The organism is Nocardia sp. NPDC004860 (assembly GCF_040609015.1).
Lineage (GTDB): Bacteria > Actinomycetota > Actinomycetes > Mycobacteriales > Mycobacteriaceae > Nocardia.
In genome coordinates, this window is sequence record NZ_JBEXJI010000002.1 from 501,569 (window position 1) to 514,019 (window position 12,451).

The 12,451-nt window shown below is 69.1% G+C and carries 12 protein-coding genes; 6 read left to right on the forward strand and 6 right to left on the reverse strand.

Annotation, left to right across the window (positions count from 1 at the left end):
- Position 1: 1 nt before the first annotated feature.
- From ABZV44_RS06280 to ABZV44_RS06300, 5 genes are all read left to right on the forward strand, one after another.
- Complete coding sequence (locus ABZV44_RS06280) at positions 2-1,249, forward strand: aconitase/3-isopropylmalate dehydratase large subunit family protein (RefSeq protein ID WP_354832630.1); 1,248 nt, start codon at positions 2-4, stop codon at positions 1,247-1,249.
- Positions 1,250-1,257: 8 nt separating this feature from the next.
- Entirely contained in the window at positions 1,258-1,743 is a 486-nt protein-coding gene (locus ABZV44_RS06285; RefSeq protein ID WP_354833124.1) for a 3-isopropylmalate dehydratase, read from the forward strand.
- A 31-nt stretch (positions 1,744-1,774) separates the two neighbouring features.
- The gene (locus ABZV44_RS06290; protein ID WP_354832632.1) at positions 1,775-2,350 is read left to right on the forward strand and encodes a YbhB/YbcL family Raf kinase inhibitor-like protein; all 576 of its coding nucleotides are present in this window, start codon (positions 1,775-1,777) and stop codon (positions 2,348-2,350) included.
- 194 nt (positions 2,351-2,544) lie between these two features.
- A complete protein-coding gene (locus ABZV44_RS06295) occupies positions 2,545-3,579 on the forward strand; it encodes an alcohol dehydrogenase catalytic domain-containing protein (protein ID WP_354832633.1) in 1,035 nt (344 codons plus the stop codon).
- Positions 3,580-4,000: 421 nt separating this feature from the next.
- The gene (locus tag ABZV44_RS06300; protein ID WP_354832635.1) at positions 4,001-5,314 is read left to right on the forward strand and encodes a glycosyltransferase 87 family protein; all 1,314 of its coding nucleotides are present in this window, start codon (positions 4,001-4,003) and stop codon (positions 5,312-5,314) included.
- On the opposite strand, the gene ABZV44_RS06305 is transcribed toward ABZV44_RS06300, so the two are convergent.
- Positions 5,262-5,996, reverse strand: a complete 735-nt coding sequence (locus ABZV44_RS06305) for a glutamine amidotransferase (RefSeq protein ID WP_354832637.1) — start codon at positions 5,994-5,996, stop codon at positions 5,262-5,264. The genes ABZV44_RS06300 and ABZV44_RS06305 overlap by 53 nt on opposite strands.
- An 86-nt stretch (positions 5,997-6,082) precedes the next feature.
- Here ABZV44_RS06305 and ABZV44_RS06310 point away from each other — a divergent pair, with 86 nt between their 5' ends.
- Positions 6,083-6,757, forward strand: coding sequence for a class I SAM-dependent methyltransferase (locus ABZV44_RS06310; protein WP_354832639.1), 675 nt, complete (start codon positions 6,083-6,085; stop codon positions 6,755-6,757).
- Between the two features lie 96 nt (positions 6,758-6,853).
- Here ABZV44_RS06310 and ABZV44_RS06315 read toward each other — a convergent pair whose 3' ends face one another.
- The 5 genes from ABZV44_RS06315 to ABZV44_RS06335 all read right to left on the reverse strand — a co-directional run bounded on the left by ABZV44_RS06315 (position 6,854) and on the right by ABZV44_RS06335 (position 12,426).
- Positions 6,854-8,446, reverse strand: coding sequence for an MFS transporter (locus tag ABZV44_RS06315; protein ID WP_354832641.1), 1,593 nt, complete (start codon positions 8,444-8,446; stop codon positions 6,854-6,856).
- Between the two features lie 143 nt (positions 8,447-8,589).
- On the reverse strand, positions 8,590-9,831 hold the full coding sequence (locus tag ABZV44_RS06320; protein WP_354832643.1) for a polyprenyl synthetase family protein: 1,242 nt from the start codon (positions 9,829-9,831) through the stop codon (positions 8,590-8,592).
- Positions 9,832-9,903: 72 nt separating this feature from the next.
- The gene (locus ABZV44_RS06325; protein WP_354832645.1) at positions 9,904-10,884 is read right to left on the reverse strand and encodes a terpene synthase family protein; all 981 of its coding nucleotides are present in this window, start codon (positions 10,882-10,884) and stop codon (positions 9,904-9,906) included.
- A gap of 118 nt (positions 10,885-11,002) precedes the next feature.
- Positions 11,003-11,779: an iron export ABC transporter permease subunit FetB gene (fetB, locus tag ABZV44_RS06330; RefSeq protein ID WP_354832647.1), complete on the reverse strand. Its 777-nt coding sequence runs from the start codon at positions 11,777-11,779 to the stop codon at positions 11,003-11,005.
- A complete protein-coding gene (locus ABZV44_RS06335) occupies positions 11,776-12,426 on the reverse strand; it encodes an ATP-binding cassette domain-containing protein (protein WP_354832649.1) in 651 nt (216 codons plus the stop codon). The genes fetB and ABZV44_RS06335 overlap by 4 nt, the downstream gene beginning before the upstream one ends.
- Positions 12,427-12,451 lie beyond the last annotated feature (25 nt).

Here is a 12,451-nt window from a genome sequence, read left to right on the forward strand (position 1 = left end):
CATGGGCATGACCATGATCGAGAATCTGCTGGCCCGCAAGGCCGGGGTGCCAAGGGTCCGGCCCGGAGACCTCGTGACCGTCGACGTCGACATGTGCGTCCTGATCGATCTGCAGTTCGCCACACTGTGGCAGCAGCCCCGGCGCATCCACGATCCCCGCAAGGTCGCGGTCGTCATGGACCACGCCGTACCGGCGCCGTCGCTCAAGGACGCCGCGGGCGGTCCGAAGGCGCGGAAGTTCGTGGCGGACTTCGGGATCGAGCACTTCTACGATGTCGGCCGGCACGGCATCTGCCACCAGGTCATCGCCGAGAACGGGCTGGCCCGCCCCGGGGAGGTGCTCGCCTGCACCGACTCGCACACCTGCGCGGGCGGCGCATACAACACCGCTGCTCGCGGACTCGGCCCGGCCGAGGTGTATTCCATCCTGTGCACCGGCGCCACCTGGTTCGAACTCGCCCCCACGGTGCGTTACGAACTCACCGGCGCGCTCCCGCCGGAGGTCAGCGGCAAGGACGTCTTCCTCTTTCTCGCCGACACCTACGGTGACGCCACCAACCAGAATCTCGAATTCGGCGGGCCGGGCCTGCCGACGGTCCCGCTCAACGACCGGCGCACGATCGCCACCCAGGCCGCCGAAATCTCCGCCGACTTCGCCACTTTCGGTGTCGACGAGCTGCTACGCGAGTTTCTCGCCGCGCGCGGGGTGACGGATTTCATTGCCGCCGAGGCGGATTCGGACGCCGAATACGCCGACATCCGCACGATCGACCTGTCGGGCCTCGAACCGTACGTCGCCCGCCCGGGCACGGTGAGCCGCAACGCGGTGCCGGTCTCGCAGGTCGAGCCCCGGCGCATCGACCAGGCGTTCATCGGGTCCTGCGCCAACGGCCAGCTCGAAGATCTCCGCATCGCCGCGCGGATCCTGCGCGGCCGCACCGTCGCCCCCGGCGTCCGGCTGCTGGTCACGCCCGCCTCCCAGCAGGTCTACCGGGACGCCATGCGACTGGGATACCTGCAGGACATCGCCGATGCCGGTGGGGTGGTGACCAATTCGACCTGCGGCGCCTGCTTCGGCTACCACATGGGCGTGGTCGGGCCCGGCGAGGTCTGCCTGACCTCGAGCACCCGCAACTTCACCGGCCGCATGGGCAGCACCGAGGCCGAGATCTACATGGCCGCACCCGCCACTGTCGCGGCCTCCGCCATCACCGGCTACATCACCGACCCCCGGAGCGTCACCGCATGAGCACCACCATCACCGGCCGCGTCTGGGTCTTCGGCGACTCCCTCGACACCGACGCGATGTACCCGGCCTTCGCCATGAAACTCGAGCTGCCCGAGGCCGCCCGGCACATCTTCTACCAGGTACGGCCCGGCTGGACCGATCTCGTCGTCCCCGGCGACATCGTCATCGCCGGAACGAATTTCGGCGTCGGCTCCTCCCGTCCGGTCGCCGCCCTCTTCCAGCGGCTGGGCGTCGCCGCCGTGGTCGCGGAGAGTTTCAACTCGCTGTTCTTCCGCAATGCCGTGAATGCGGGACTGCCCGCGCTCACCGCACGCGGAATCACCGAGCACTTCCAGGACGGCCAGACCGGCACTGTCGATCTCGCGACGGGAACGTACAGAAACGAGTCCACCGGTATCAGTGGCCTGGGCCGCCCCTTGCCGCCGTTGCTGCTGGACATCATCAGTAGCGGAGGGATTCTCGCGCGCCTGGCCGAGCAGGGCTTCCTGTCGTGACCGCAACCGACCCCACAGAATCGGACCAGCCATGGCAATTCGTTTGATCGGGAGACTCCTGCGTCCGGTGCGAGCCGGAATCGGCCGCACCGCGTGGTTCGATCCGGCCGTCCAGCATGCACCCGAAACCCTGACGGTGGGCAGCGCCGCCTTCGCTGACGGCGGGGACATTCCGCGTCTGCACGCGGGAACAGGCGTGGGAGACAACGTATCCCCACCACTGCACTGGTCGGGTGTGCCCGTCGAGGCCGTCGAACTGGTCCTGATCATCGAGGACCCCGACGCTCCTCTGCGTCGTCCGGTTGTGCACGGCGTGTTCGCCGGAATCGATCCGCGCGTCGCCGGCGTCCAGGAGGGAGCGCTCGGCTCGAATGGCGGTGAGACGAGCAGCAGCATCAGGGTGGGCACCGGGAGTTTCGGCCGCCGGGGCTACGCCGGTCCACGCCCTGTCCCCGGTCACGGACCGCACCGCTACGTCTTCCAGCTCGTGGCGCTCGACCAGCCGAGCGGATTGACCGATGGCGCAACGTGGCCCACCGTGCTCGCTGCCGTCACCGGGCATGTGATCGCCCGTGGCAGACTCACCGGCCGCTACGAACGGCCCTGACACACGAACCATCGAGAGAGACCGGGTCGGCCGGCAGCGGAATCGGCAGGTGGCAAATAATTAGCTATGAAGTCCCCTTCGATGGGAGGAGAGCGCATGGAACGCCTGAACAACCCGCCCACAGGGAAGGGCCGGACTGCTACCGCGCACTTCCCGCAACCCTGACCAGCATCGGTACCGAGCGAAGGAGTCTCATGCGAGCGACCTACATGTACGGTGCCGGTGACGTCCGCGTCATCGACGTTCCCGATCCCGTGGTTCAACACCCCACCGACGCCCTGGTCCGCGTCGTCCGCAGCTGCGTGTGCGGTTCCGATCTGCACCCGTACCACAACATGCCCGTGTCGGAGCAGGGCGAATCGATGGGCCACGAGTTCGTCGGCGTCGTCGAGGACGTCGGAAGCGAGGTCCGCACGGTCGGGAAGGGTGATTTCGTGATCGCCCCCTTCGCCTGGTCGGACGGCACCTGTGATTTCTGCCGTGAGGGACTGCAAACCTCTTGCCGCCATGGCGGTTTCTGGAACGCGGGCGATGTGCGCGGTGGCCAGGCCGAGGCCGTGCGGGTGCCGCTCGCCGACGGCACCCTCGTCCCGGTACCGGTCGAGGAGAAATCGCCGCTGGTCCCGTCGCTGCTGACGCTGTCGGACGTGTACGGCACCGGCTATCACGCGGCCGTGAAGGCCCGGGTCACCGCGGACACCACGGTCACCGTGATCGGTGACGGCGCGGTCGGCCTCCTGGGCGTCCTGTCCGCGCGGCAGCTGGGCGCACCCCGCATCATCCTCATGGGCCGCCACAAGGAGCGCACCGATCTGGGACGCGAATTCGGCGCCACCGACGTGGTCGCCGAGCGCGGCGCCGAGGGTGTCGCCGCGGTGCGCGAATTGACCCGGGGCGACGGCACCCACGTCGTCATCGAAGCGGTCGGCCACATGCCCGCCTACGAACAGGCCCTGGGCGTGGTCCGCCCGGGCGGCGTGATCAGCCGCGTGGGCCTTCCTCAATACAACAACGCCCCGGTCGGCTGGGACCTCTTCGGCCCCAACATCACTCTCACCGGCGGCCCCGCACCCGCCCGCGCCTACATCGAAACCCTGCTCCCGGCGGTGCTCGACGGCACCGTCGACCCCGGCAGGGTCTTCGATACCGAACTCTCCCTCGATGCCGCCCCCGACGCCTACCGTGCCATGGACGACCGTCGCTCCCTGAAGGTCCTCCTCCGTGCCTGACCCGATCCCTCCACTCCGTCGGGAGCGGTTGCCGGCGCTGGCCCTGCGGTGGAGCAAAAACTGCCCGCCCGCCCGATTTCGACGGCCACACTGCACACATTCGAGGACAAGCTGCGGGCGGCGCTGAACACGCCGGGCCGCGCGCTTCACCGCCCGCCGCACGCCTCGTCGGGCGGGAGACAGTGGCGTGTCGGAGACAGTGCCCCGCCACGCCATCGAGCGGTTGGCCAGGGTGTGATCGGTGCACCTCGGCCAAGGTCAGCGGCCGATCGGTACGACCCATAGCCGTGCACCGACCGGTCGTAACCGGCGATTTCGACACTCCCGGACGGTCCGTACGCGCCGAGAGCGGCTGGCGATCAGGTGGGCCCGTCATTACGGTGGGGCGGGCAATCGGAAGCCCGGAAGCGGGGGTGTGTGGATGCCGTTGTCGACGGCCGAACAGGTGCTGGCCACGAATCAGGATGCGCCGCAACGGCGCTCGATTCCGGTGGTCGTGGTGTGGCTGGTAGCGGTGCTGGGTGGACTGGCCGGGTGGTACTACCTCGGTCAGCTGCTGGCCGCGCCCCGCGCGATGCTGCACCTGGTCGATCTCGGCGTGTATCAGATCGCGGCAGACCGTGTGGTGCACGATGTTTCGGTGTACGACACCCCGTTGCGGGGGCACACGCGCGGGGTGTGGGAGTTCGTGTACACCCCGTTCGCGGCACTGATGTTCGTGCCGCTGGCGTGGCTGCACGGGTCGGTCTTCACCTGGGCCGGGGGACTCGCGAATTTCGCGATGCTCACCGGATCTGTTTGGGCGGCACTGTCGGTGCTCGGTTATCGGCGCGACCGCCGCATGCTGATCGTGGGCCCCGCTGCCGCCGCTCTGCTGCTGTTGTGCGAGCCGATCCGGGAGACCGAGGCCTTCGGGCAGGTCAATATCCTGCTGCTGCTCCTGGTGCTGGCCGATATGGCGCTGCCCGATTCCTCCCGCTGCAAAGGCGTGCTGACCGGTATCGCGGCCGGCATCAAGCTGACCCCGGCGTTCTTCATCGTCTACCTACTGGTGACTCGCCGATTCCGGGCGGCCGCCACCGCCACCGGCGCGCTGGTCGCCACCATGGTGATCGGCCTGGCCGTGCTGCCGAAGGATTCGCTGACGTTCTGGAGCGGCGCCTTCGCCGACCCTGCCCGGGTCGGTGTCCCCGAGAATCCGCAGAACGAATCTCTGCGCGGCATGCTCGCCCGTACCCTGGGCGCGGCCGGCAGCATCCAATTGCTGTGGGCCGCAGCCGCTCTCGCCATCGCGGTGGTCTGCCTGATCCTGGCCCGCCGTCTCTCGGTCACCGGCCGTGAACTTCCCGCGGTGGTGCTGTGTGGTCTGACCAGCACGGTCGTCTCCCCGTACAGCTGGATCCACCACTGGGTCTGGCTGGCTCCCCTGCTCATCTACCTGGCCGACCTCGCCCTGCGCCACCGCTCCCTGCCGACCGTGGCCGGTCTGCTCGTCGTCTTCCTCGCCTGCTCGGGCGGTGTCTTCGAGCTGCTGGACCTGCACTACGGCAGTGTTTTCGACCTCCCGAGCCGCGGCCCCTTCGCCGTCCTGGACCACAACGCCTACATCTGGCTCACCCTCGCCCTCTTCGCCGCCACCGCCGTGCTGACACGGCGCGGTTCCGCGCCTGTCCGCCCCGTCCTCACACCCGGTACCGGGCGACGAAGCGCCGCAGAATCTCCTGCGGCACCGTGATGTGCTCGCGGTGCCCGAGTTCGGTCAGGGAGTCGGCCTCGCTCGGGTCGAAATAGCCTTCGTGCCGGTAGATTTCGATGCGCAGCGCCAGGCCCCGGCCGTCGAGTTCGGGGTGGAACTGGGTGGCGTAGACGTTCTCCCCGACCCGCACCGCCTGTACCGGGCAGACGGCCGAACTCGCGAGTAGCACCGCACCCGGGGGAACGTCCTGGCAGGACTCCTTGTGCCCGACGAAGGCCCGGAACGTCTCCGGAAGTCCGTGCAGCAGCGGGTCTTTCGCCGCGTTCTCGGTGAGTTCGATGGTCGTCGCGCCGGGGGTCTCGCCGTAGCGCTCGGTACCGACCGGCCCGCCCAGCACGTCGGCGAGCATGCTCAACCCGTAGCACGCGCCCAGGTACGGCATGTCACGGCGCACGATCTCGATGAGCAGCTTCTTCAGCTCGGGTTCGAAGACCCGCTGATAGTCGTACTTCTCGGCCTCGGGGTAGCTGAGGTTGCTCGGCCCGCCGCCGACGATCACCGCCCAGTGGTCCTCGAGCTCGAGATCGGGCATGCCGCGATTCATCTCGACCCGCACCACGTCCGCGGCCGCGAGCCCGCCCGCGTCGAGGATCGCTTCGTATTCCTGGTCGGAGGCCGCTTGCTCGGGTCGCAGCTGCAGCAGCAGGCAAGACTTGGGCATATCCACATTGTGGGCGGTCGGTCCGCTGCGGTTGGGGGCTATCCGGGGATTGACCTCGAGTGCGCTCGAGGTTGCAGGGTGGAACCATGACTCGACCGGTAGAAATCTGGAACACCGTCTACGACGAGGACACCGCGCCCTGGGTGATCGGCGAACCACAACCCGCCATCGTGGCACTGGAACGCGCCGGTGAGATCCGCGGCCGCGTCCTCGAGCCGGGCTGCGGTGCGGGCGAGCACACCATCCTGCTCACCCGCCTCGGCTACGACGTGCTGGGCGTCGACTTCTCCCCCAGCGCAATCGAATACGCCCGCGCGAATGCCGCCGCCCAGGGCGTCCCGGCCGTCCGCTTCGAGGTCGCCGATGCCCTGGCCCTCGGCGCCAATGCCGACTTCGCGGGCGATCCTCCGGGCTCCGCGCCCGCCTTCGACACCGTGGTCGACAGCGCCCTGTTCCACGTCTTCGGCACCGAACCCGAGGCCCGCGCCGCCTACGTCCGCAGCCTGCACGCCGTCTGCAAGCCCGGCGGCGTCGTCCACCTTCTGGCGCTCTCCGACGCCGAACCCGGCTTCGGCCCCCGCATCAGCGACGCCGTGATCCGGGAAGCCTTCGGCGCGGGCTGGGAACTGGAGAGCCTGGAACCCACCCGCTACCGTGGCCGGGTCACCGCCACCGTCGCCGATCAGGCGGTGGGGCTCGAGGTGTCCCCCGCGGGCCTGGTGGATGTCGCGGCTTGGATGGCACGCATCCGGAGGCTCTGATACAGTTCGCCTACCTCATCAAAAAATTCTTCCGAAAAACAAAGTACGTGTAACCCAGGGTTACACGTACTTTTGTTTTCAACCCTGCCGCTGCTTTCAGCCCCGACGCACCCGGTCGCTCACCAGCGCCCGCAGCGCCGGATCCTCCTCGCCCACGTGCAGTGACCGAATCCGTTGCACCGCAATCGCATCCGTCCCCGTGACCCGCTGGCTCAGGCGCTCGTGCTCCACCCACGACGGGCTCATGAAGGTCTCGACGTGACGGTCCGGGTCGACCGGATCGGAGTACATCGCCCAGTGCATGGCCCCGTCACGGCGGCGGGAACGCCGCAGGTCGGGAATAGCGGCATGGAAGTCGGCCAGGTGCTCGGCGGGGATGCGGTACTCGACGGTGAGCATGATCGGGCCGTCGTCGGGGGCCAGCGACAGCGGCACGTACGGTTCCAGCACGTGCGCGGCCTGGACATCGATCTGCTGGGCGGCCGCGAGCCGGAACCGCAGGCCCAGCACCGTCTGCGCAGCGAGCGCCACCCCGGCCGCGGTGAGTGCCGTGGGCAGTCCCGCGGTGCCGGCCACCGCACCCCAGCCGGCCGCGCTCACCGCGAAGCCGAGCTGGAACACCAGCTGGAACACCGCCAGTCCGCGACCGCGAATCCAGTTGGGCAGCACCGATTGTGCGGCGATATTGAGCGTCGACATCACACCCATGCCCGCCATGCCGGCGAGGAACAGTACCGGCAGGGCGGGCGGGAAGGCGGTCAGCTGCGCGACCGTCAGCAGGCAGGCGGCGTAGAGCAGACTGCAGGCCAGCGCGATCCGATCGGGGGAATGGCGGTGCCGGATGCGCGGCAGCACCAGTGCGCCGCACACGCCACCGACCCCGAGTACACCGAGCAGCAGACCGTAGGTGGTCGCCGTCTGATGCAGACGCACGCGGGTCAGCACGGCCAGCAGGGACGGCAGCGCACCGTAGCAGAGTACGAAGGCGGCGGCGCGAACCAGCACCGCGCGCAGTTCGGGCGCATTGGCCACATAGCGCAGGCCGGTGCGGATGGCGGTGGTGAGATGCTCGGGCGGCAGTGCCGTCGCGGTGGGCCGGCGTCGCCAGATATACACCACCGCAAGCACTCCCAGGAACGACGCGGCATTGAGCAGGAAGACGCCACCGGATCCGACCGCGGCCACCAGCACGCCGCCGATGGCCGGTCCGATCGCCTGCGAGGCCGTCATCGCCACCGAGTTGAGGCTGATCGCGGCGGGCAACTGCGCGGCGGGCACCAGCTCGGGGGTGATCGAGCTGAAGGCCGGCATGCCGAGCGTCGCACCGGTGCCCAACAGCAGCGTCGCGGTCAGCAGCAGCGCCGGATTCACGCTGTGCGACAGCGTGAGTGCGCCGAGCAGCGCCGCCACCACCAGCTGCCACGCCTGGGTGAACAGGATCAGGCGGCGGCGGTCGAGGATGTCGGCGAGCGCGCCCGCGGGCAGGGCCAGTACAAAACTGGGCAGGGCATTGGCGGTGGACAGCAATGCCACCAGCGCGGCCGATCCGGTCAGCGTGGTCATCAGCCAGGAGGCGCTGACCAGGTGCATCCAGGATCCGACGTTGGAGGCGATCGAGGCGATCCACAGGGCGCGAAAAGTATTGATGCGCAAGGGTGTCCACGGTGAGGTCGCCGAGGGTGTGCTCATCCGTCAGAGGGTACGGATCTGTCCTGGCATCGGCGCATCCGTTCGCGACGGGCCGAAGGGGTGGGGCCGGAACCCGGCCGCCGCTCCCGCGGTTGGAGGCCTCCGACAGCGCCCGGCGACATCGAGTTGACGCTCCCGACGGTCTAGTGATCGCGGCGTGCCATCAGTTGGGCGAGGGCGGTGAGGTCGTCGGAGGCGAGATCGCCGGGCAGGGCCGCGAACGCGGCGTCCAGGGCGGCGGCCGCGCGGTGCAGGGTGCGCTGGCGACCGCCCGCCTGCTCGATCAGATCCGCCGCCCGGGCCGCGCGGGCCGCGGTCATGGGATGGCGGGCGTGGTAGAGGCGGGCCAGTTCGCGGCCGGCCGCGGTATCCGATTCCAGGGCGCACACCACCGGGAAGGACTGTTTGCGGTGAATCAGGTCGCTGTGCGCCGGTTTTCCGGTGATCTCCGGATCGCCCCAGATGTCGATGAAGTCGTCGACGAGCTGGAACACGAGCCCGATCTCGGTGCCGAAGGTGTGCATGGCCGACACCACGCGGTGGTCGGCCCCGGCACACAGCGCGCCCAGTGCGCAGGCGCAGCCGAGTAGCGCGCCGGTCTTCCCGGCGGCCATGGCCAGATACTCGTCGACGCTGACGGCAGGCCGGGTTTCGAAGGTGCAGTCCGCGTACTGGCCCCGGCACAGCGTGACCGTGGCATTGGCCAGCCGGATGACGGCCTCGGCGGTGACGGTCTCGGGCGCGCCGTCACACAGCACGCCGAGCGCGACCGCCTGCAACGCGTCGCCGAGCAGCGTCGCATTGGTCTCGCCCCAGATGCGCCAGACCGTCGGCCGGCCGTGCCGGAACGGATCGGTGTCCATGACGTCGTCGTGGACGAGCGAGAAGTTGTGCAGCAGTTCGACGGCCGCGGCGGCGTGCACCGACTCCGCGACCGCGCCGCCGCAGGCCGCGGCCGCCGCGAAGGTGAGGGCCGGGCGCAGCGCCTTACCCTGCGCGCCGGTGACCGTCTGTCCCTCGGGATCACACCACCCGAAGTGGTACCCGGCCATCACATCCAGGGGTTCGGCCAGCGCGCCGACCGCCGAGCGCAGCACCGGATCGATGGCGACCCGGGCCTCGGACAGGCGTCTGCGAGCTCTCCGCTCGGTATCCACGTCGAGCGGGAGGGATAGGGATTCGGGTGCGCGGGCGCAGGTTTCGTCACGGTCGGCCAGGGCGGCCGCGGCCGGGCGGGACAGGCCCCACCGGCGTTTGCCCTCGGCGTGCTGTCCTACGGTGAATCGGATCGGTTTCGACGCTCGCATAATCGGCCCCGCTCGCTCGGACACGGTCGCCGCAGCCACCCGATGGCGGCTGGGCAGCCATGCTCGGAAGAAGCTCATGGTCCCATCACAGTCTGAAACCTGAGGGTTGCCTATGGATTTCATTTCGGCAACGCCGGAAGGTTTCCTGCTTCAGGTCAGTGGCAGGCCGTGCTCGAGCGCCTCCGCGGGTGCGCTCGTGTAGCGGGCCGCCTGATAGTGGTAGTCGTGGTTGGCGCGCACATAGACGGTGTAATTATGGGCGGTGACCAGGGCGTCCGCGCGCTCGCGGCCGGTGAGGCCGGCATCGTCGAGCTCTGTCGGCAGGCGTTGCACCGCCTCGATCATGTGCTCGACGCATTCGGAGAGCATGCCGTTGACCAGTTGCCGGGCCTGAGCTCTGTTGTGCCCGTGGTGATACTGCGCGAGCAGTACCGAGTTGTAGAGGTAGCCGGAGGCCTCGTCCGAGGCAACCGACAGCACATCGTTGAGCAGGCCCATGTGTTCGACGGCCGCCACCCGCAGGCTGCGCATGGCGGGCAGGTGGCGGACGGCGGCGGACAGGTCCATACCCTCGGCGCGTTCGCTGATATCGAGAAACACGAACAGCGCCACGCCGTCTCGCCGATGCGCGCGGTAGGTGTCGAGGTCGGGCAGATTGCCCGATAGCCGGCCGACGCTCTCGGTGTAATAGGTCCACAGCCAGTCGTGGATCTCCCGGCGCACGCTCCGCTGCCAGGCCGGCGACCGGCCACGGCACAGCCGCGGCCACAACTCGGCCAAGGCGACCGCCAGCACGCCGGAAGGCGTTGTCGTACCGTCCAGTACGGCCTCGATGGCGGTGATGGCCTCCAGACACCGGCGCGGATCGGGAATTTCGATGTCGAACTGATCGTCCACGATGAAAGCCCATGCGGTGTACTGACTCAGCAGCGTGAGTTCGTCGGCGTCCGCGCTCGGACACCAGAGGGCGTACATGCGCGCCGGGCGGGTGCGTTCCATGCGCCGCCGGGTGGGCTCGGTGGGAACCAGCCCGTAGGCCTCCAGCCAGGACCACATCCCCGCTTCGGCTTCCGGCTCCGCGGGATTGACCCCCGCGGAAGCGAACGGCATGAAGAACTCGATCGCTTCCATACGAAACTACCTATCCCCCAAGCACTTTACCGACGACACCGTAACGATAACGGCATTTCGTACGTTTGAGCTCGCATTTGAAATCTCACTCAGTAGGATTTTGCGGGCTTGACGGTCGTCAGTCGGGCAGCCGGACCAGGCGTTGCGCACCGTCGAAGAGGGTCCGCTCGGCCACCCGGGTGGCCGCGAGCGCGGCCAGGGTCGTGGCCGCGAGCAGCATGTACATCACGACGATCTGATAGCGGATGGCCGTCAACGGATCCACGCCCGCCAGAATCAAACCCGTCATCGCGCCCGGCAGGCTGATCAGACCGACCACCTTGGTCGAGTCGATGGCCGGGATCAGCGCGGTGCGCAGCGCCGAACGCTGATTCGGCAGGAACGACTGGTACGCCGAAAGACCCAGTGCCAGCCGCGCTTCCACGGCATCGCGGGCCCGGCGCGCGTCCTCGACCAGGCGGCGCAGAGCGATTCCGGTCGACTGCATCGCCGACGACACGATCATGCCGCCCACCGGCACCACCACCCGCGCCTGGGTGGAGATGATGCCGAGCGCGATCAGCGCACCCAGGGTGATGGACGCGCCGAACGCCACGCCGATGGTCGCCGAGCGCGTCGCGTGCGGCAGCCCCGCCCCGCGTCGCCCGGCCACCTGCCCGGCGATGACGATCATCAGGACCACCCAGCCCAGCGCGCCCGGCAATCCGGTGTGGCGGAACAGGATCAGCAGAATCGCGCCCACCGCGACGAGCTGCATCCCGGCCCGGGCCGCCGCGATCAGCAGTTCGCGGGTCAGATGCAGCTGCTGCCGGTAGGCGATGGCCGCCGCCAGCGCGACCAGGACCAGCGACGCGCCGACGCCCGTCCAGTCGGGCACCGAAAGTCCCTGGGTCATGGCTGATTCCCCGTTTCCGCACCGCGCGTGAGCCGCCCGGCGGCCAGCGTCCACACCTCGTCCGCTGCCTCCGCCACGAATCCCGGATCATGGCTGACCAGCACCACGCTGCCGCCGGTCGCCACATGCGCCCGGATCAACGCGCCGATCGCCACCGCCGACGCCCCGTCCAGCGCCGAGGTCGGCTCGTCGAGCAGCAGCACCCGCGGCTCCACCGCCAGCGCCCGCGCCAGGCAAACCCGTTGTGCCTCACCCCCGGACAGCTCGGCGCAGCGGCGCGCCGCGAACCCGTCGGGCAAGCCGACCGCCCCGAGTAATTCGCCCACCCGCTCGGAATCGACGGCCCGCCCCACGCACACCTCCTCGGCGACCGTGTCGGTGAGCAGCACCGGACGCTGCGGCACCAACCCCACCTGCCGCCGCAGCGCCAGTACATCCAGGTCGGCCACCGGGATCCCGTCCAGCAGCACTCGGCCGCTGTCGGGTTCGCCGAACCGATTCAGCAGCCGCAGCAGAGTCGTCTTGCCCGCCCCGCTCGGTCCGACCACGGCCGTGCACCGCCCTGCCGCGAAGGTGGCATCGACCTCGACGAGTACCGTGGTCGATCCGTGGCCGAGACTGACCCGGTCCAAGACAATGCTGGGCACCGCCTCACCCTGCCCCACTCCGGAT

What these genes read in the sequence shown, in the direction of transcription:
- ABZV44_RS06280 (WP_354832630.1), top strand. Translation starts at nt 2, where the DNA reads ATGGGCATGACCATGATCGAGAATCTGCTGGCCCGCAAGGCCGGGGTG.
- ABZV44_RS06290 (WP_354832632.1), top strand. Translation starts at nt 1,775, where the DNA reads ATGGCAATTCGTTTGATCGGGAGACTCCTGCGTCCGGTGCGAGCCGGA.
- ABZV44_RS06295 (WP_354832633.1), top strand. Translation starts at nt 2,545, where the DNA reads ATGCGAGCGACCTACATGTACGGTGCCGGTGACGTCCGCGTCATCGAC.
- ABZV44_RS06300 (WP_354832635.1), top strand. Translation starts at nt 4,001, where the DNA reads ATGCCGTTGTCGACGGCCGAACAGGTGCTGGCCACGAATCAGGATGCG.
- ABZV44_RS06305 (WP_354832637.1), bottom strand. Translation starts at nt 5,996, where the DNA reads ATGCCCAAGTCTTGCCTGCTGCTGCAGCTGCGACCCGAGCAAGCGGCC.
- ABZV44_RS06310 (WP_354832639.1), top strand. Translation starts at nt 6,083, where the DNA reads ATGACTCGACCGGTAGAAATCTGGAACACCGTCTACGACGAGGACACC.
- ABZV44_RS06315 (WP_354832641.1), bottom strand. Translation starts at nt 8,446, where the DNA reads ATGAGCACACCCTCGGCGACCTCACCGTGGACACCCTTGCGCATCAAT.
- ABZV44_RS06320 (WP_354832643.1), bottom strand. Translation starts at nt 9,831, where the DNA reads ATGAGCTTCTTCCGAGCATGGCTGCCCAGCCGCCATCGGGTGGCTGCG.
- ABZV44_RS06325 (WP_354832645.1), bottom strand. Translation starts at nt 10,884, where the DNA reads ATGGAAGCGATCGAGTTCTTCATGCCGTTCGCTTCCGCGGGGGTCAAT.
- fetB (WP_354832647.1), bottom strand. Translation starts at nt 11,779, where the DNA reads ATGACCCAGGGACTTTCGGTGCCCGACTGGACGGGCGTCGGCGCGTCG.